This is a genomic window from Bartonella sp. AP7XZML (assembly GCF_042195745.1).
Classification (GTDB): domain Bacteria; phylum Pseudomonadota; class Alphaproteobacteria; order Rhizobiales; family Rhizobiaceae; genus Bartonella.
In genome coordinates, this window is record NZ_JBHIOT010000114.1 from 1 (window position 1) to 19,567 (window position 19,567).

A 19,567-nucleotide genomic window follows, 5' to 3' on the forward strand; every position below is an offset into this window, starting at 1 on the left:
ACTAGAAACCACGTGGATGGCTTGGAGGGTCATCAGCAATGTTATGAGAGCCCAAGTGAGAAAGCCATGAAGAATCCCTGATGATTCAGCAAAACGTCCAGCTACAAAGCCTCCCAAGGCTAGGCTAATCAGTGTAACGATAACGGAACCCACGCCAAAGGAGAGGAAAGAGCCTTCAAATGGGGATGAAGAAGTGAAATCCATTTGGCTTAAACCTAAAGCTGCGACCAGAAAAGAGAGGCAGATTGAGGTGGCAAGAGCCGTCACCAGTCCCGCAAAGATTGCGGACCATGAAATGGGTGTGTGAAAGAGTGAATACTTTTCTTCTAGAGATGTTTCTCCTAGAAAATTCGTCTCAAATGGTGTGTTTTCAGGAATGCGAGTTTCCATGTTTTATCTCCTTGAATATGCTGGAGATACAATGCCTTTTTGCNTACTTTAAACAAATGTTTGTTATGAGAAGTAAAATGTGGCTATACAATCCAAAAGACCTCACTTATGTCTGAAAAAAAGCGGGCTATCCGTATACTATTATCATATTATCATCGAATTTCTCATGAGAGAGAATAATTTAAAAAAACTGGATACTATCGTTTATTGGTTTCTAGCTTATAAAGTAGGGGGTATATCTGCTTATTTTTATAAAAGTGTTACTGTTTTTATGGGAAGAATATTTATAAAATGAGATTAGAAGGCGCATTTGAAGATAAAAATAAATATCAGTAATGTTCAATTCATAGTGTTATAAAAGATCATGGATTAAGTTAAATAAAAAGCTTATTGAATTGTTATGACATCATATTTGTTAATATGTTACACGATAATTTTTTGATATTTATCTTAGATGAAGAGTTTTATGAAATGAGTAAGATATATTTGGTTGTGAGTTGGTTTGCAGAGAAAGCATTATATTTTATGGTATAGGGGATAGATCAAGATTTTTTACACAATTATTTGTGTTGATAGGGGCTTCAAGCTATTGTTGTGTTATGCGCCGTGTTTATACCATAGTGACTTTGGGGTAGAGACGTTAGAGATTGTTTTTCTGCTTTGCGTTTTGTCGATCAACTTTGATGGATATTGTATAGAAAGTGGGACTGTTGCCGTGGAGAGAGATTATGCTTTTGCTTATAATATCAATGAAAAAAGCAGCGGAAGATTACGGCAAAGTATTTGTATAGGAGAGCTTAGTTAGGGAATAACTTTTTAGCTCGTGAAGTTTGTAAAATAAAATGCTTTCTATAAGAAAAATAATATTTTTATAAAGTAAAATAATAACACTTTTAATAATTATTATTTGCATATATAAGCATAAAATATAATTATATTTAATTAAATACTATTTAATAACTACCTAAAAAGTGTGATTTTCTTTATGACTCATAAATATACATTACCATTCATTATACTTATCGTATGTTTATCGACGGGAGGATTGATTTCTACCGATATTTTTTTACCAGCACTGGGCGATATGCGTCAATATTATCAAGTGACACAATCTCAAATTCAAAGTGCAGTGGCGGTTTTTTTGTTGGCATTGGCACTTGGACAGCTCATTTATGGGCCGCTGAGTGATAATTTTGGGCGTAAAAAAACACTTCTATTGGGCTTATTCTTGTGGTTATTTACGACACTTGGTGTGATTTATACGGTTCATATTCACGCTTTTCTTGTGTTACGTTTTTTGCAAGGTCTTGGTGCTTGTGCGGGACTTGTCTTAAGTCGTGCAATTATCAATGATTTGTTGGATAAAAAAGCGGCTGGAAAACTTTATTTGATTGTTTTCCCTTTTATTGGAATGTCGCCAGCGCTTGCACCTTTCATTGGTGGACTTTTGATACAAGCTTTTCATTGGCAGGCAACTTTTATCTTTTTAAGCTTTTTTATATTTTTGACCATTTTGCTATGTTGTTTTGTGCTAAGCGAAACTCTACCCCCTCAAAAACGGCAGCATTTTTCTCCTGTAGGATTGATGCAGGCATATTTAGGCGTTTTCAGAAATAAACAATTTATTTTTTATGCACTTATTCCGTGTTTTTCTTACGCTGCCTATTTTGCTTATATTGTGGAGTCGCCTTTTTTACTCACGACTTTGGGGTTATCGCCGATACACATTAGTTATAGCTATATTGGTGTCTCGTTTCCCTATATTTTGGGAAATCTTTTGGCGCGATGGTTTTTTGAACGCGAGTCTATGGAAAAAACTGTGGGCAGAGGGTACATTATTTTTGTGATAGGCGGTGTGCTGTTTGCTTTGCAAATGTATCTAAGCCCATGGCCCCTTGTGACAAGTTTTATGGCTATTGCTGTTCTTACTTTTGGCAATGGTTTTTTATTGCCGTTAGGAACAGCGTTGGCTATTTCATCGCATCCGAAAGCTGCGGGAGCGGCTTCTGGTGTTATGGGCTCTTTGCAATTAGGAAGTGCGGCACTCAGTGCAGCGGTTATCGGAAAAATCTCTGGTCATAGCCCACGGGCTATGGCAGCTTTATTAGCTGTGTGTTGTATGATTGGTTTTATCATTTATATTCAAAAAGCGCGTCATTTTATGACTTCAGAAATAAGCTGAGTAAATGATAAAAAGAAAGCATTATGCGGAAATGCTTTTGATGTTTTACACAAATGGGGCACCTGTACATTAGATGAATTTTTTTTATTAAGTTGCTGGATTGAGTGGGTTTAAAATTTGTTACAAGCTTAGTTTGAGTTTAACAAATCGATTATTATGGGGGGAGAATATGAGCCTAGAGTTTCAACATATTTTCATTATATTGGGTGGGAAAATTTCTGGCTCTAATGCATGTTTAAAAATAAGGGGAGGAATTGATCAATGAGCCTTCCTATTATTATTCTTTCTCCTGTAATGCCAATTTGGGATGGTGGTGTTTTTTGTTCTCCATTGACAAAGCTATGCTTATCAAAAGGATTCCCTGTCACTCTGCTGGATACGCTTTCTCTTTTTCCTAAGAGTTCTCATGTTCTCAATCATTCTGCTGTAGACATTTTATCTTTTATAGAAGAAAAACTTAAAAGCTATTTTAAAGAGCCCGCAGTGCTTATGGGATTTTCTATGGCTGGAACATTGGTACAAATATTGGCAGTACAGCTTCCCAATGTTCAAGCTGTGCTTGCTGTGAATGCACCTGGCTATCCAGATAAGGTTTTGCAACGGCGCCTTGGAGATATTCTTGCCTCCTTAGAAAATAATAATTTATCAGAGGCTTTGGAAATACTCAATGGTTTTATGCATCCTTCTGGCATTATGAAAAAAAGAGCCTTATTGGAGATTCCTGATAAACAAAAAAGCGTGGCAATTGAACGCATGACAAGAGGGTTTAAACTCTTATTAGAAATAGATGCTAGAGATGAAATAGTTAAGTATAAGGGGAAGTTTTTAGCTTTAGTGGGAGAAAAGTCGCAACTTGCAACGGTAGATAATCAGACAAAAAGTCATAATCTGAACCATGAATATAAGATTATCTCTGGTGCTGGTACGCGTTTGTGGGAGGATAATCCTACTATGACGGATGCAGTCATTGATGAGTGGATGGAGGGACTATGAAAAAGAAAGTTCTTGTATTACCTGGTGATGGGATAGGACCAGAGGTTTGTGATGCTGCGCTGATGGTTTTAGAGCAATTCCAATTGCCGATTGAATTGACTTATGGTGATATTGGTTTTGAATGTTGGAAACAGGAAGGAGATCCTATCCCTCAAGCGACTTGGCAAAAAATTACTCAGAGTGATGCTATTTTACTTGGTGCTGTGACCAGTAAAGGAAAAGAAGCGGCTTTAAAAGAACTTGCTCCGCATTTAAAAGAGAAAAAACTTGCCTATGTTTCTCCCGTACTTCAACTTCGCCAAAAGTTAGGTTTGTTTGCGAATATACGTCCTGTAAGATACATCTTTGGTCCCCAACGTCCTTTTCATTTTTGTGTTATCAGAGAAAATAGTGAAGGCCTTTATGCTGGATTAGATTTTCGGGGTATTTCTCCTGAAACAGCCGTTTGGCTAAAACATCCAAATTTGACAAAATATGGGCTTGAGGAAGCTGCGTGGACAGTCCGTTTGCAGACACGCTTTGGTTTAGAGCGGTTATTTGAATACGCTTTTTCTTATGCAAGGAAATATAGCTTTAGGCGAGTTACTTTTGCTGATAAGCCCAATGTTATGCGAGAAAGTGGACAGTTTGCTCAGGAAATTTTTGAGAAGATTGCGCAAAACTATCCGGAAATTGAAGCAGATATTCATAATGTTGATGCGGTTGCTTTGTGGATTGCAACCAAGCCAGAGCGGTTTGGTGTGATTGTTGCTGAAAATATGTTTGGCAATATTCTCTCTGATCTTGGCTCTGGGGTAATGGGGGGATTGGGGCTTGCATCTCATGTGAATGTGGGGAGCGAGATTGCTTATTTTGAACCTGTTCATGGAAGCGCACCACGTATTGTTGGACAAAATAAAGCCAATCCTTCTGCGATGCTTTATACCACGGCTTTACTCTTAGAGCATTTAGGCTTTAAAGATGCAGCAAAACAACTGTCTGAGAGTGTTGATCAGGTTATTCGTGCTGGAAAAACCGTTACCTATGATCTTGGAGGTATAGCCTCTACCCGTCAAATGGCTGAAGCTGTTCGCAATTCTCTTGTGAAGCCTGTCTTTGTGTGTCGTGCGGCGATTATTACCGTTGGTGATGAACTCCTTTCAGGACAATATTTGAATACGAATTTACAAGATTTAAGCCAAAGCTTGAACAAGAGAAATATTCAAGTCACACGTCATTTTGTTTGTGCTGATCAATTACAGCAAATCAGTGAGACTGTTGTTTCTTGTCTTGGACAAGAAGATCTTATCATTATCAGTGGGGGATTGGGACCAACATCAGATGATAAAACACGCGATGGAGTTGCTCAAGCTGTAAAGCAGCCTTTGGTACATCATGAAGATGTTTGGCAAACAATAAAAGGTCAATTACAACGATTAGGGATTACGGCGGATAAGAGTAATGCACGTCAAGCATTGTTTCCTGAGACAGCAACTGTGCTTGATAATCCTACAGGCACAGCACCAGGGTTTTATCTCTCTTGCGATGGAAGTACGCTTGTTGTTTTGCCTGGTCCACCATCACAGGCTCTTGCGCTTTTAGAGAATTATTTAGAACACAACGAGAAGAAATATTTTTCTGTATCGCGTGCGGAGTATGCATGGACTTTGATTGGAATTGATGAAAGTACCATTGCGCAGTGGGTTGATGATCATCTTGAAAATGAACCCTTTGAACGGCATTTTTTATGGAAGAGCCCCTATGTTTTGGTGCAACTGGTTGCTCAATCAGAAGCGCCCTTGGAACAACATTTCGTGGAAGAATTTGAAAATCATTTTCACTCCCATTTGGTTGGGGCAGAAGTTACTACTGCTTGTAAACAATTAGCAATGCACGTTGAGGTTCATTGGTCTGCCAATGATCCGCGGCTTTTAGAATATTTTCAGCCCATAGAAAAAGGTAAACAAGATATTCCACTGCTTGAGGTTGAAGTGAGCCTAGAGCCTTCTTTGGAGACATTAGAAAATCAAGCAGAAAGCCTTGGACATGCTACCATAACTATACGGATGAAAGGTTATGGTGAGGATTATATTACTTTTCCCTATACGCGACCACTTTTAGGTGTCGTCTTACAAGAATATGCAGCTTGGGCTGTCTTAAAAAGATATTTGAAAACGGAGAAGAAAAAATGAACCTCTATGGGGATGTAAAATATTGCCTAAATTATTGAACGTTCTATTATAGGAAGTATTTTGATCCTTTTCTTCAGTGGTTTTTGTCTATAGGGTAATTTTTCTTTTGATGTGTCATTAAATGACTTTGATTGATTCAAGATTAAGAAAAACTTTACGATATTAGGCTCGCTATATTCAATATTTATAATGATTAATTATGATTATAAATCAAGATGTTATCTTTCATGGAGCTGATGACAAGGAATCCAGAGACTTCGTGTGCCGCAAGCGTTGTAGATAATTGAGATTCTTTGTAAATCAAAAAGCGATGGTGTGAAAAGACAAGAAGTCGTGTCATTTACAGGAAAGCTTTGCAAATTTTATTGAACAATATGTCCGTGAAGAGTTTATTGCGAACATGTGCCGTTCTGTTATCTGATAATAAATTGCTGTAAAGAGCTCATAAAATTTTTCCTTTAAGTTTTTGTGTGATTGCATGATCGTTGGGTGTTCACTTACGAGGGGCGATATTTTTCAATTTGATAACAGGAAGAACTATTTTTTCTGTAAGATGTGAAGATTTAAGGAGTGATCTTTTTACGCTTTTGTTTTCTTTTTGATTGGTAATTTGTAGGAATTTTTTTGGGGAAAATATTTAATGTGGTTAAAAACATTTTATGCGTGTGTGGGAGAAAAATAAAAATGTGGTCTTAATTGTTGATAAGAGTGTCAATATTTTTGATGAACAAATTTTAGTCGTAATTCTTAGTACCTAGATGGGAAGTTTATTGCATTTTTTAACAGTTCGTATTCTATCTGTTGTGATGCGCAGTGGTTTTTTAAGCAAAAAAGAAAGGGCTTTTATGTATCAGATTGATTACAACAGTTATCGTTCTGTCAAGAGTTTTAGTCGTCGCGTTCATTTTCTCGTTATGCATTATACGGCTATTGATTTTAAAGCCTCGATTATGGCGCTTACAGGAGAAAAGGTTAGTGCACACTATCTTGTTCCTGATCCTTCAGAGCAGACATATCGTGAGGCAGGCTTTAAGGATATGCGTATTTTTAATCTGGTTGATGAAAATGAGCGTGCATGGCATGCGGGTGTGAGTTCATGGGCTGGGCATAGTCATCTCAATGATGCATCTATCGGGATTGAAATCGTTAATTTAGCGACTTATCATGATGGGAGGGGTATGTTTCCTCCTTATAATCCAATACAAATTGATGCTGTTAAGGAACTTGCCTTGAATATTCTTCAACGGTATCCCGATATTATGCCAACTGATGTGGTGGGACATAGTGATATTGCCATTGGAAGAAAAAGTGATCCAGGAGCAGCTTTTCCATGGAGAGAACTTTATAGCGCAGGTATAGGAGCATGGTATGATGATGAACTAAAAAGTCATTATCAAGAGCAATTCTCTAAGAATTTGCCACCCAAAGAAGATGTTTTGGCGAAGCTAAAATGTTATGGATATGACATTTCTGCTGCGTGTACCCAAACAGGATACAAAGATTTGATCCGAGCATTTCAACTTCATTTTCGTCAAGAAAATTATGATGGGATTCTAGATGTTGAAACAGCAGCAATTCTTTATGCATTGGTTGATAAGTATTTTCCGTGAATTCAATGCGTTTTAATTGAAAATATGGCTTATGATTACGTGTAAGCCTTTTTATTATCAGGAAAGGCTGCTTTTTGCCAATTGGCTTTATGTAAAAAGGGCATTAATCGTGTAAAAAATCCTCTATACGGTATAAGGCGTTTTATGGAAACATAACTCTGAAAGCTCTATGATTTGCAGAGATTAAATTTTATTGTTTCTTTGTCTTATATTTTTCTTCCTTTAAAAACGCATAAAGCCAAGATGTTGCGTATATGATGACATGTGCCTTACGCAGGATGAAACGCCTCAAATAAAATGGACTTGTATTGTATATTTCATGCTTGTTTTAAAGAAATGTCTTTTAGTGTGTATCACAACATATATTTTACAGCGACGTTCATAGAAAATATAATCTAAAATCCTCTATGAAGTGTATCCTCATTTTGATGCTTAATAAAAGTACCTAGCACTATCGTACACTTTGTTAGATCTCAATGTTACTACAACCCTTGGAACTTAAAACGATACATAAAAGGGTTTTCTTTACTCGTTTTTATTCACACGGCTCTCTCCACTCGTCGTGTACAAGTGAATGGTTTTGGTTGATTGAAACATGCAAAATTATAAATTGATCATTATAAATCAAAGTGATGCAGATTCAAGAAAATAGGGGCATTTACAGATTGCTACTGATAGGGGGCTATTCTTTAGAAGGGGAAGAGGTCAATTCATTTTTTTGAAGATATATCTTTTTTCTCTTTTATTGCTTTAGGGGATGTTTGCATCGTTTTGACAACATGTTTCTTGATGATTAAGTTTTTTAATGAAGCAGTGTTATAAAACATTGTGTTTTAGAGTGTTGATAGAAGACACATTCAGGCATATCAAAAACACAATGATGTCTTGTTTTTTCAATATTTTATCTGTTCAGTATAGAATTGACCAGAGAAGTTCATGACCTAAATTGCAAAGGTTAGGTATAAATTACCAAGAAAAATCAATTTAGGCATAAAGCAATGGGGGTTATTCATGCTTTAAAGGGCAAGGAAGAGATTGTGTTTGAAGTGATGTGTAAAAGCCCGTGTGAGGTGCTCTTATCAAGCATATCAGGTTAATCTTAAGAGTAGTTTTATGAAACTAAGTCGGTTTTTTCCGAGAGACAAGACAATACGTATCAGGAAAAGATATTCATGATATTTGATTTCAAAAATAAAAACTGGCAAACCATGTTGCCAGTTTTTAAAAGCTGTAGCTTAAATAGGATTAGAATGAACGCTGTAAACGGATCATACCTTGAAAAGCACTTTTCTTATTGAATAAATGTTTTTCATCATTATTTTTATCCGTCACAACGCGATCATCGTTCCAAGAAACATAGGTTAATTCAGGTGTAATCACAAATCCTGGAACCAGCGTGTATGTAATATTTACAGAAGTTGCAAAGGTTTTTACAGCACTATAAGAAACTTGAGCATTCAAATTTGCTTTTGGAGTAAGCTTGTAAGTGGCACCCGCCCAAGCAGCCCATTTACCACCCCAGTTTGCATAAATTGTTGTGCTTTTTCGTGATAATTCATTTTTTGTATTTACTGTGTAGTAATCAAGTCCATTTTTATAGCCAGCCATTACCCATAGATTGAAACGATCGTTAACATTGAAATCTGCACGTACTTTTCCAGCCCACTTTTTGTAGTAAGCATCATATGCTGCAACTGCTGAAAAACCACCCCATTTTTGCATGAACTTTATACCCAAAACCACATTCGGGGTGTAATTTTTAATTGCTTTACTTGGAAGAGTGCCCTCAGTGATAGAAACAAGCTTATCATCTTTATCAATGTAGTATCCTGTTATTCCTGTAAGAGAATCTGCATTATTGCCTAATTCAGCGCCGATAATAGCAGAAAAGCCGGAATCACCACTAAAGGTGTAGGAAATAAAATTGGTGCGTGTTGTGCCGGCAGGCGCTATGCTGTCATCATTGAGAACATTTCCATAATCACCAGTCCAGCTGTTGAAAATTGTGTCATCAAGACCTACGCGAAAACCACCCAGTTCAATGTAAGCCGCGGCAAGCTTTGCAGCAGCGTTGTCTCTACCATCACCCCAGTTTGAATAAATTCTTGCATATGAACGAAGTGTTCCCATTTCTGTTTCAGAAGCTGCTTGAAAAACAAGGGTGAGCCGTGATGCTGCGCCATAGGTTTTTCTTTTGTCTCTTAGTTCAGTTTCGGTTGTTGCATCGATATTATCACCGCCTATAAAATCAGTACGAACATTTCCTGATAAACGCATGCAGGTTTCTGTTCCAGGGATATAAAAATATCCTTTTCCATAGGCATCACAAACGCGAATATATTCTACAGGTTCGGGTTCGGCGATAACTGTTGAAGCAGCATGTGCTCCAGAAATTGCTAAAAAAGCTGCTGTAGAGCTTAAAAAGAGGGATTTAATATTCATATGGGATCTCCGAGGTCCGGTTAAATTTCTTCTAAAGAGTACCATTTGCCTAACGCATTAAGGACAAAGACATAAGTAAAATACGCAGCACTTGTTATCTTAGCTATAACTAATCTTTTTAGAGTTTCAAATATGAAATTACCTTTTTGTAATATATACATGTACTATTCGAGATGCTGTGGTAAAAAAGACACAATTTTTGTTTTATTAACTTTTGCTCCTTATGGGATCAATAAAGGAAAAAAATTTCAGATATTTGGGAAAAAAATCGAAAATGTCTTGAACTTTCTGTTGATACCATTTATGCCTCTCTGTTGGAGAGGTGGCCGAGTGGTCGAAGGCGCTCCCCTGCTAAGGGAGTAGGGCTCAAAAGGCTCTCGAGAGTTCGAATCTCTTCCTCTCCGCCATCTATTGTTATAAAAGCAGTTGACTGTGTATCGGAATTCTGTTTATCCCGTTGGGATTATGCCTCTCATATAAAAAGCATGTTCTAAACACAAATATACTTGTGTTGCCGATTTATGCGCTTGTTTTAAAGAGATATCTTTGCAATGTGTATAAGCCCATTTTGCGACGCCACCTCGTAAATGGTATAAAACACAAAAGTTTCTGTGAGACATATAAGGCCTTATCAAGCCACACCATTTGTATACTTATGAAGATGCAAAGAGGCATATTATATATCTGCTTATATATCTGCCTTCCTGTTGTTATAGATTTTGACTATGAGAGTTCATAAAAGGCATTTTTCCTTTCTAAATCGTTTTTATTTATACGGCTTTCTCCACTTATGATGTGCAAGCAAATGATTTTGATTGTTTCAACCATAAAGCAGATTTGAAAAGAAAGAATCTTACAATATTCGCGTTTGGTATATTATCATTATAAATCAACGTGTTGCTTTATATTGGCATTGTATATTGAAAGTTGGATGTGGCAATGCTCTCAAAAAAGTTATAGATTTCTTTTAGAAGAAAACATTGTGGGTGATAATTTTAAAATTTTCCTCTCATAGAGACTTTTGAGAGTGTTTCATCCATCTCATGACAACCAAACCACACATGAAAAAAGTAATGGTCGGTAATATTAGGTAGTAAGATGGAGAAACTTTTGCAGGAAGAAAAGAAATAATACTCAATACTGTAATTGAAAATATTCTTCCGCTAAAAGAGACAGCACCAACAACACCGGAAATATGCTGCGTTTGTTTTTGGTTAAGTTCTGAGAAAAATAAGCTTTTTGCACCGATCGGTACAGTGCAAATAAATCCATGGATTAAAGAGAAGGCGATGACTGATGCAGCCGTTTGATGGCTATGAACTGAAAAATAGAGCGCTATGCACATCAGCGCAGAAAAGAAGGAAAAATATTTTATAGAATTCTTATATTTTTTATCAAGAACATGATACTTAGACATCAGTAAATTTGAAAAATATTGTGCTGAAAAGGCTCCAATATGGCAGCACATCAAGACGAGCATTTGCGAACCGTTGAGGTGATGAATTTTTCCCCCTAAAAGTATTATTGGTTGCCAGAAATGATAAATAATCTGAATACCAGCGCTAAAAAGGCACATGAGGAAAATAAACCATGCTCCTCCTACTGTATTTTGAAATATCCAGAGCGTTTCCTTGGCATTGTGCAAGATTGTTTTTGTTTTGGACGTTTCAATTGTCGTTTTCTTTTCTTCAGGAACAATAAGGAATATCAAAAAAATAAATCCCATCATGAGGCATGAGATGATATATCCCATAAAATATTGTCCAGAGTAATAGATCGTTCCAATTCCTATAATCCCACTGAGAATACTTCCGAAAGAGTTAACCTGGTGGTAGAGATGAGCATAATGCGAAAAGTGATCCTGTTTATCGCCTAGAGAATGGTAAATCCATCCGTCAATGGCGCTGACAATGATGCAAATGCCCGCTGCATAGAGAATTTGCGCAATAATAAGTGCTGTCATATTAGGAGCTTGAAGGCATAGAAGATAAAATACTCCTGTCATAAAGACCCCAGCCATAACGGAATATTTACGCCGATATCTGTCAGATAAAACAGCGCAGGGAAAATCAAGCAGCAGGATGGTGGTGGAAAAGACAACCTGAAGCAGAGCTAATTGCGCCAGACTCACTCCCATGGACATTAAAAAAATAGCATGGTAAACACCAATGAGCATGCGGACAGCATTATAGGATCCATAGGTGAGAGCGAGGGTGCGAGGTCTGTTCATTGTGTTGTTCCACAAACCTTACAGTGAGGATTTTTCTTTAGAGAACGCTCTTCTGTGAAAAGTTGGCTGCTCCATATCCCCACACGGCGATCAGTGGAAAGAAGGTTTCCATAACCACCCAAAAATTTAAGAGCATCATTAGCACACATGGCAGCTGAAAGCGCATTAACAGGGGGAAATGTAGCAACTTTGAAGTTATTATTAATCATAACACAAGCTTCATAAATAAGATGGTCGCTTTTTGCCGGAAGATTACCTATAGACGAGCTACATGCGTAACAACCAGTTTTCCCAGGTATGTAAAATGGACCAAAGACAGCTATATCATTAACATAACCGGAATTTATATAGGCTTGTTTGTTTTTTACACACCATTCATTGATTCATAGGCCTAGCTGAACAGGTGAATCAGCAGAAATGATCCATAAATCAGCTTTGGGTAATTTGTTGATATCCTCTTTTTCAGTAATCAACATTTGTAATTCATGAACTTCAATTTGGCTATTTCTCCGCATCAGCTCACGTTTAAGAACTGTTGTTTTCGGAAGACCGATATCTTCTTCAGTAAAAAGAATTTGTCTGGTAAGGTTGGTTATCTCGATCACATCATTGTCAACAAGAGTCAATTTTCCAACGCCAGAGGATGCAAGCATTGCTGATACATGACTACCAATCCCACCACACCCTAAAATGACAACACTTTTTTGCAAAAGGATATGCTGAACGGAGATTGGATGCGTACCATAGCTTTGATAATGGAGATGACTTCTGGAATAGCGATTATTGAGGATATTGTCTGATGTTTCAGCTTTGACAAGAAAATGGTTAGAAACAAGAAAATCAAACGCACGGTCAAAATTTTCTTTTAACATGATTAATGATAGTGAATTGTAAACTTCATCTACTGTCTTTCTTTTTATCCATTGTGCTGCAATAAGCACTAAGTTCTCCCAAAAATTTTTATCATTGATAATAAACTGCTTTGAACCCGCACCAAAAATAGCATCCTCTTCACGAACAACAACACGTGTGTATTTTCCTAAAATATATTGTTGTTTCATTTCTCCTCCCCACTTATAGATCAAACTAACTTTTCCCTAGGATTATTTCCTAGGGAAAAGAATTTTCTTTAGTCATTAATTACATTCTGAATGATCCATGATCCCCCCCCTTTATTTATGTTTTCATTATTCACCACTTACATGGTAGGACGATTTTAAATAAAAATATTATTATTATAAATACACTTTTATGATGTAAAGTAGATATTTTTACATAAAATATACGATAAAAAATGAATAAATTTCAATTTTTATAAAAAAACAAATTTTTTACTGTTGCTGATAAAAAACAAAGCTATATTAAAAGTAGTCTTTATACTCTTTAATACCATTGATTTTTGGTTGTTATCGGATGAAGGCTCCTTTGTCTTGGAAAGAGCAGAGCAGAGTTTAAGAGAAGAATGGGCGTGTGCGCAAAAGCTTGTCCTTGATCTCTCTTTAAGTTGGATACTAAGCCGCTTGATGGTTGAGGGTGTTCACCATGTGAACATAACGCAACCTTGTGAGGGTATTTTAGTCATACCTGATGAAGCAGAGCTTTAGGGGATATTGTCTTGTTTGAACGGGGGCGTGCTTATTGATTTCCTCGTTGTTATTGCTGCTTAATTTCAGCCATTATTTTTCTGAAAAAGAAGCTTTGTAGGGAGAAGATCATACATGGAACAGGGTTTAAAACGATGAAATGCATATAACTGATCCAGTAATGTTGACAATAATCGCTCAATATGTTGCTCTGGTTGTTCAAACAAATGGCTAGATTGGCTTTTATTCTCTGAGATAAGTGTTACTCTCGATGAGATAGAACGCAGATGAGGGAGCTATCAGTTAAGGGATTAAGAGTAATGGGGGGAAAAAATAATCGTCAAGATTTGAGTTATTTCAAAATCGCTGTATTCGGTATGATTATTATGATTTTGGGGATGGGAATTGGGCGATTTTTCTATACGCCGGTATTTCCAGTTATGTTGGATGAAGGATTGTTTACCTTTAAGCAACTTTCTTATATAGCTAGCGCTAATTATGGCGGTTATTTAGTTGGGAGTATGTTTTTTTCGTTTTGCAGAGTTGGGAATATATCCCGTGCTCCCTACATGCTATTTGGTGCAGCTATAGTGACGAGTGCACTTATTTTTGCCATGGTATTAACAACAAACTTTTACTTGGTCTTCTTTATCCGCTTTGCTGCCGGTATCGCGAGTGCGGCAATGATGATTTTTGGTTCTATTACGGTTATGCAGTATAGTCACAAGTTGTGGGTTATTGCTTCGCTTTATGCAGGTGTGGGAGTTGGTATTCTACTGGGTAATGAGTATGTTATTATTGGTTTGAGTAAATCGCTGAACGCGAAAAATATTTGGTTTGGAGCTGGTTTTATATCTGTTGTATTGTTGCTCTTGTTGTTTATTTTATTTCCACGTCGTGTTGATGCGTCTCAATTTTCTGGTAATGAGTCATTGGCACACGAAAATATCGTTTGGTGGGAACTCGCTCTGATTTATGGGCTCGCTGGGTTTGGTTATATTATTGTCGCGACATATCTTCCTCTGATGGCGAAAACATTTAATTTCCCACTACTCGCTAACCACTTATGGTCGTTTGTTGGAATAGCTATTGTTCCTAGTTGTTTCATTTGGTTATGGGGAGCCCATCGGTGGGGGTATTACGTTGTCTGATGCTCAATTTGCTTATCCAAGGAGGATGCGTATTACTGACATTATTCAGCCAGTCTCTTGTACTGATCGTTCTCAGTTGTATAGGGTTTGGATTTACTTTTATGGGGACGACTTCTTTAGTTATGCCGTTAGCTAAGCGTTTATATGCGCCGTATGGTATAAATCTGCTAGGCTTGGCTACCTTAACTTACGGTTTTGGCCAAATATTAGGACCTCTCTTGACGAGTTTTTTACAGTCTGGTTCATATGCCATTGCGCTTTCCGTTATCTGTGGTGCTGTAGCGCTTTTTGCCGCTGCTGGAATCTGTCAATATTGTCTTTGTAAGAAGGTCGTTGACGTTTCATAAATCCGCAATATTCACTAAAAAGTCGAGAGAATTTATTCCATTCTTTTTGAAACATTTTGTGAAAGTCAAATTATTCTAATAGGAGAGATTACAGAATGCTTCACTCTACAGTCGCTATTTTGGGCGTTGGTCCTCGTGGGATCAGTATTCTCGAACGCTTGCTCACACTTTATTCCCATTATCCATTTTCTGGAAACATTATTGATTAATCCCAATGAGATGGGAACTGGTTCCCATAGTGTGCATCAGCCAGATCATTTATTGGTTAACACTGTCGCTTGCCAGATTACTTTATTTGGTGATGATACAGTTAAGGGGGTAGGGCCTATTCGTAAGGGGCCGAATTTTTATCAATGGGCTAGTCAACAAGGTTATCGTAATATTAACGGTGTTTTTTCTCGTACAGAGCATGATGTTGGGAGAGAAATCAAAGAAAATGATTATTTATCACGTCGTTTGTTAGGGGAATACCTGTCTTGGGCTTACCAAGAGCTCACGCAAGATTTACCTTCCGGTATTCGTATTAAGGAGATCCGACAAAAGGTTATCAATCTCCATATCCACCAAGATCATAAAACGGATGTTCTTTTGGAAGATGGCTGTCGTTACAGTGTAGATTTTGTTTATATGACCACGGGTCACGGTATGAATATATATTCATCGCATGATGAAAATCTGCAACAGTTTGTGGCTGGTCATCAAATGAAAAATGCGCTTTTGAACTATTATTCGAATCCTTATCCAATTGAAAAGTTGGATTCTATACAATCTCAGTCTCGTGTGCTGGTGCAGGGAATTGGATTAATTAGCTATGATGTCTTGTCGCAATTGACTTACGGTCGCGGTGGGACTTTTACTGAAAATGCTGGACAATTGCGCTACATGCCAAGCGGCAAAGAACCTGCGACAGCTCTATTCTCCCGTCAAACATTGCCTTTTAGTAGTCGCGGGATTAATCAAAAGGGTGGTAGTGGGCAATACATACCATCATTCCTTATTCTCGATGCAATACATCATCTACGTAAGCAATCCAGCATTGCTAACGGTTCTCCGAAGCTGGATTTCGAAACGCAGCTTTTACCTCTGTTGCTTAAAGAAATGTGTTATGTCTATCGAAGTACGCAGCTGGGGCACTGGCTAGACCCTGAAACTTATGTTGTTACTTCCAAAGACGAGCAGTGTATTCAAGCGTTGCTGTATCCTCATCGAAATAAAATATTTGCCTCTTTGAAGGATTATACAAGATTCTTCATGGAGCATTTGAAGGACGATCTTCATTCTTCCGCTGCAGGTAATGTTGATGGCCCAGTGAAAGCTGCTACAGATGTGCTACGAGATGTCCGTGATATCTTACGTTCAGCAATTGATTTTTGCGGGTTAACGTCTTCATCTCACAAGTATTTTATTGAATATTTTAATCCAAACTTTAACCGTATTTCTGTCGGCCCACCGATGCAGCGAAACCAAGAGTTGAAGGCTCTGATGGAGGCTGGTATCGTGACTTTGGCTGGCGGACCTTCACCTAAACTTGTTCTCAATGCTAGTACCAACCGTTTCGAAATTCAGTCTGTTTTTCAAGATGAAAACAGTTCAGTTGATGGAGATGTGCTGATCAAGGCCAAGATTGATCGTTTTTCTCCGTTGCGTGATGAGTCCCCTTTTATCCAGAATTTGCCTGGTCAGGGCATCATTCGACCATTTATCAACCAAGGATATCATCCTGGTGGTATTGATATTGACCGTCGGCAGCATCCTATAGACACTAAAGGGCAAATACAAAATGCATTATGGGTGGTCGGTAATCCAGTAGAGGAGCCCAATTTTTATACATATATTTTGCCTAGGCCTTTAGTTAATTCTCGTGCACTGCGGGATGCAGGGCGCTGTGTCACTGACATGTACGAGCAGCTTCTTAATCGCTACTCAGTCAAAGATTCAACAATTAATGTACATTGATGATGTAAAAAGCTTCCTGATACGCATGTCCTCCGTATCCGCTACAATGGCGATGCTGATGCTATTCATTTTTCTTATGTCTATCTCAATAAGAACTTGGTTTCTTATTCCATTGGCTGGAGTGACTGTTTTCGGTTATTTGCTTTTGACGATACCATACTGGTGGTTGAAGGGTAATGCACGCAGTGGTATGTTCATCCTGTTGGCTTGTACTTTAGTGCTGATATGGCGTTGGCACTTGCCTGATGTTCGTACTGTACTTGTGCGTTTTACTGATGTCTTTTGGCTATTACTCGCCATGGGATTGTTGCGCCATATGATGAATATATGGCGTATTTCAGAATTTCTCTCTGAACGGTTGATGCGCTATGGAAAGGGTTCACTTACCCTTTCCATTGCGATACTGACTGCGTTTCTAGCTTGGCCGATGAGTTTGGGGGTTATCCCCCTAATGATTGATGCCTTGAAGAAAAGTGTTTTTCCCTCTCGCCATTTGGCCGCTATTGTGATGCGAATGATGAGCATCACGATGGTACTGATGCCGACCAGCATCGGTGCAGCAACAGTTTTCGCTGCTATGCCTAGAACACCAATATTCACATCCGCTGCTTTGGGGATACCACTTTTTCTATTTAGTCTGTTGTTGTTGTGCCTTTCTCCTGTTGTACCGCTAGCTAACCCGATTATTTGCGATGAGAGGAGGGCAAATAAAGAAGGAGAGAGAGTAAGAATTTGGATTTTTTTGATATTTTTCTGGCTAACATTTATCGTTGCGTTGACAGTTATCAGGTTGAATGCACTAGAAAGCATTGCATTGACGGCGAGCATTCTATACGTCATTGAGCGTGGGAGTTCACGCAGTATTGATTTTTTGACTCCTTTAGTGGCAGTGATACGCAGTATATCCAGTGAAATTATGTTGTTGCTAGGTTGTAGTCTGCTAATATCTACTTGTGATTTGCTTATTCCTTTGTTGCCGATGACGTTTAGTCACTCATTGGCATCACTTTCTGTTTGGCAGCGCTATGCCTGTATTCTCTTTGTGTTGCCAATTTTCAGTGTAGTAGGAATTCACCCTATGGTGCTATTTAGTTTGGCATTTCCTTTACTAGGGTCATCGATGGCTTATGGGGTTACGGATTATTTGGTTTGGATTTGCTTCTTTATTGCAGCTCAACTCCTTTCTCCTGTATCAATAAATGCTATTTTTGCTTCCAGTAGCCTGCATATTTCACCGGTGGATACGAGCTTTAAAATGCATAGTTATTATGTATTAATATTTAATCTTTTTGCGTTCATTTATTTGAGCTTTTTTATTCAATATTTGTAAATTATGGAGATCTTATGCCTTACATAAATATTAAAATTACTAATGAAGGGGTTACCTCTGAACAGAAACGGCAACTAATAGAAGGGGCAACTCAATTATTAGTTAATATTCTGAATAAAAATCCGAAAACGACTGTTGTCGTGATTGATGAAGTGGAGACAGACAATTGGGGTATTGGTGGTGTCCCCATTACAGAATTAAGAAAAGCTCAAAATAAAGAATAACTCTGTGTATTTGACAATAATTTAAGGTCAATAGGGTTAGTCAATGTAAAAAATCCCGTCCTTTAGCAACATTTAATCAAACCGCCATTGGGGCGGTTGTTGCAGCCCCTGATGCTGACAACCAAGTTTTTCCCCTCGACGAGCCTGTCCTTATTTTTAGCCATGAGACAGAAAAAATCCAAAAGCTTGGGGCAAGAGGCACAGCTCTTGATGTGATTAAAGCCGTGTGCGCGCAGGGGATTGAGGCACAAATTATTCTTGTGCGGGTAGAAGAAAAGTCAACCATTGCTGAGACACAAGCCGAAATGGTGGGATCAAATACGGCTTTAACCGGTGTGCATGCGCTAAAACACGCTAGAGGGCATTTAGGTGTGGAACCTGGAATTCTCTTAGCACCGGCTTATAGTGCAGGGCGGATTGATAATGGCAAAAACCCCGTGGCAGATGCTTTAGAACAAGTGGCAGAAAAGTTGCAAGCCATTGCCGTTTTTGATACGGGTGGTAAAAATGCGGAAGAAAGCCTTGCCACTCGTGCAGATTTTTCCTCACGCTTTTGTTATTTGATTGATCCCTTTGTACGGGTGGCAAATAGTGAGGGTGGTGTTAGTGTTAAACCCGCAAGTCCTTTTGCAGCAGCCATGTTTATCAAACGGGACAAGCAAAGGGGGGTGTTTTTTGGTCACCTTCAAACCAAGATGTCAAAGGTATTTTAGGCACGGCACGCCCGATTAGCTATTTTGATGGCGAAATTGATCATGAAGCAAATCGTCTCAATCAAGCCGATATTGCTACCTTTATACCGGCACGCCTTAGCCAAAATAACCATGGGCAAATAGCTGCCAATGGACGCATTTTATGGGGAAATCATACCACCTCTAGTGACCCATTGTGGCGCTTTGTCAATGTGGTGCGCACCCGTGCAGCCTTGGAAAAAACGATCATTAACAGTTTCCGCCCT

The 19,567-nt window shown here is 38.2% G+C and carries 9 protein-coding genes, 1 tRNA gene and 5 pseudogenes; 11 read left to right on the forward strand and 4 right to left on the reverse strand.

All coding sequences use genetic code 11. From position 1 onward, the window contains the following. Positions 1 to 390: pseudogene (locus tag ACFILT_RS09190) on the reverse strand (DUF3792 domain-containing protein); the annotation flags it as partial. 985 nt (positions 391 to 1,375) lie between these two features. Here ACFILT_RS09190 and ACFILT_RS09195 point away from each other — a divergent pair. The 4 genes from ACFILT_RS09195 to ACFILT_RS09210 all read left to right on the forward strand — a co-directional run bounded on the left by ACFILT_RS09195 (position 1,376) and on the right by ACFILT_RS09210 (position 7,346). Then, the gene (locus ACFILT_RS09195) at positions 1,376 to 2,572 is read left to right on the forward strand and encodes a multidrug effflux MFS transporter (protein WP_375678650.1); all 1,197 of its coding nucleotides are present in this window, start codon (positions 1,376 to 1,378) and stop codon (positions 2,570 to 2,572) included. A gap of 261 nt (positions 2,573 to 2,833) precedes the next feature. Beyond that, positions 2,834 to 3,565, forward strand: a complete 732-nt coding sequence (locus tag ACFILT_RS09200; RefSeq protein WP_375678649.1) for an alpha/beta fold hydrolase — start codon at positions 2,834 to 2,836, stop codon at positions 3,563 to 3,565. Then, on the forward strand, positions 3,562 to 5,736 hold the full coding sequence (locus tag ACFILT_RS09205; RefSeq protein WP_375679964.1) for an isocitrate/isopropylmalate family dehydrogenase: 2,175 nt from the start codon (positions 3,562 to 3,564) through the stop codon (positions 5,734 to 5,736). Before ACFILT_RS09200 ends, ACFILT_RS09205 begins: the two co-directional genes overlap by 4 nt. Before the next feature lie 845 nt (positions 5,737 to 6,581). Beyond that, entirely contained in the window at positions 6,582 to 7,346 is a 765-nt protein-coding gene (locus ACFILT_RS09210; RefSeq protein ID WP_375678651.1) for an N-acetylmuramoyl-L-alanine amidase, read from the forward strand. 1,245 nt (positions 7,347 to 8,591) lie between these two features. On the opposite strand, the gene ACFILT_RS09215 is transcribed toward ACFILT_RS09210, so the two are convergent. Beyond that, the gene (locus tag ACFILT_RS09215; protein ID WP_375678647.1) at positions 8,592 to 9,788 is read right to left on the reverse strand and encodes a porin; all 1,197 of its coding nucleotides are present in this window, start codon (positions 9,786 to 9,788) and stop codon (positions 8,592 to 8,594) included. Between the two features lie 316 nt (positions 9,789 to 10,104). On the opposite strand from ACFILT_RS09215, the gene ACFILT_RS09220 reads away from it, so the two are divergent. Then, positions 10,105 to 10,195: transfer RNA gene (locus tag ACFILT_RS09220), tRNA-Ser, on the forward strand. A 602-nt stretch (positions 10,196 to 10,797) separates the two neighbouring features. On the opposite strand, the gene ACFILT_RS09225 is transcribed toward ACFILT_RS09220, so the two are convergent. Both ACFILT_RS09225 and ACFILT_RS09230 read right to left on the reverse strand, forming a co-directional pair. Then, the gene (locus tag ACFILT_RS09225) at positions 10,798 to 12,018 is read right to left on the reverse strand and encodes an MFS transporter (protein ID WP_375679965.1); all 1,221 of its coding nucleotides are present in this window, start codon (positions 12,016 to 12,018) and stop codon (positions 10,798 to 10,800) included. After that, positions 12,015 to 13,079 (reverse strand): annotated as a pseudogene (locus ACFILT_RS09230) (HesA/MoeB/ThiF family protein). The gene ACFILT_RS09225 and the pseudogene ACFILT_RS09230 overlap by 4 nt, the downstream one beginning before the upstream one ends. A gap of 333 nt (positions 13,080 to 13,412) precedes the next feature. On the opposite strand from ACFILT_RS09230, the pseudogene ACFILT_RS09235 reads away from it, so the two are divergent. The 6 genes and pseudogenes from ACFILT_RS09235 to ACFILT_RS09260 all read left to right on the forward strand — a co-directional run. Continuing rightward, positions 13,413 to 13,660: pseudogene (locus ACFILT_RS09235) on the forward strand (baseplate assembly protein); the annotation flags it as partial. 381 nt (positions 13,661 to 14,041) lie between these two features. Further along, a pseudogene (locus ACFILT_RS09240) lies at positions 14,042 to 15,099 on the forward strand (YbfB/YjiJ family MFS transporter). A 219-nt stretch (positions 15,100 to 15,318) separates the two neighbouring features. Beyond that, positions 15,319 to 17,055, forward strand: a complete 1,737-nt coding sequence (locus ACFILT_RS09245; protein ID WP_375679966.1) for an FAD/NAD(P)-binding protein — start codon at positions 15,319 to 15,321, stop codon at positions 17,053 to 17,055. A 58-nt stretch (positions 17,056 to 17,113) separates the two neighbouring features. Further along, the gene (locus ACFILT_RS09250; protein WP_375679967.1) at positions 17,114 to 18,385 is read left to right on the forward strand and encodes a hypothetical protein; all 1,272 of its coding nucleotides are present in this window, start codon (positions 17,114 to 17,116) and stop codon (positions 18,383 to 18,385) included. 14 nt (positions 18,386 to 18,399) lie between these two features. Continuing rightward, positions 18,400 to 18,609 carry a 2-hydroxymuconate tautomerase family protein gene (locus tag ACFILT_RS09255; protein ID WP_375607418.1) on the forward strand — a complete coding sequence of 70 codons (210 nt, stop codon included), beginning with the start codon at positions 18,400 to 18,402 and terminating at the stop codon, positions 18,607 to 18,609. Between the two features lie 86 nt (positions 18,610 to 18,695). Next, positions 18,696 to 19,567 (forward strand): annotated as a pseudogene (locus ACFILT_RS09260) (phage tail sheath subtilisin-like domain-containing protein); the annotation flags it as partial.

What these genes read in the sequence shown, in the direction of transcription:
- ACFILT_RS09195 (WP_375678650.1), top strand. Translation starts at nt 1,376, where the DNA reads ATGACTCATAAATATACATTACCATTCATTATACTTATCGTATGTTTA.
- ACFILT_RS09200 (WP_375678649.1), top strand. Translation starts at nt 2,834, where the DNA reads ATGAGCCTTCCTATTATTATTCTTTCTCCTGTAATGCCAATTTGGGAT.
- ACFILT_RS09205 (WP_375679964.1), top strand. Translation starts at nt 3,562, where the DNA reads ATGAAAAAGAAAGTTCTTGTATTACCTGGTGATGGGATAGGACCAGAG.
- ACFILT_RS09210 (WP_375678651.1), top strand. Translation starts at nt 6,582, where the DNA reads ATGTATCAGATTGATTACAACAGTTATCGTTCTGTCAAGAGTTTTAGT.
- ACFILT_RS09215 (WP_375678647.1), bottom strand. Translation starts at nt 9,788, where the DNA reads ATGAATATTAAATCCCTCTTTTTAAGCTCTACAGCAGCTTTTTTAGCA.
- ACFILT_RS09225 (WP_375679965.1), bottom strand. Translation starts at nt 12,018, where the DNA reads ATGAACAGACCTCGCACCCTCGCTCTCACCTATGGATCCTATAATGCT.
- ACFILT_RS09245 (WP_375679966.1), top strand. Translation starts at nt 15,319, where the DNA reads ATGGGAACTGGTTCCCATAGTGTGCATCAGCCAGATCATTTATTGGTT.
- ACFILT_RS09250 (WP_375679967.1), top strand. Translation starts at nt 17,114, where the DNA reads ATGCTATTCATTTTTCTTATGTCTATCTCAATAAGAACTTGGTTTCTT.
- ACFILT_RS09255 (WP_375607418.1), top strand. Translation starts at nt 18,400, where the DNA reads ATGCCTTACATAAATATTAAAATTACTAATGAAGGGGTTACCTCTGAA.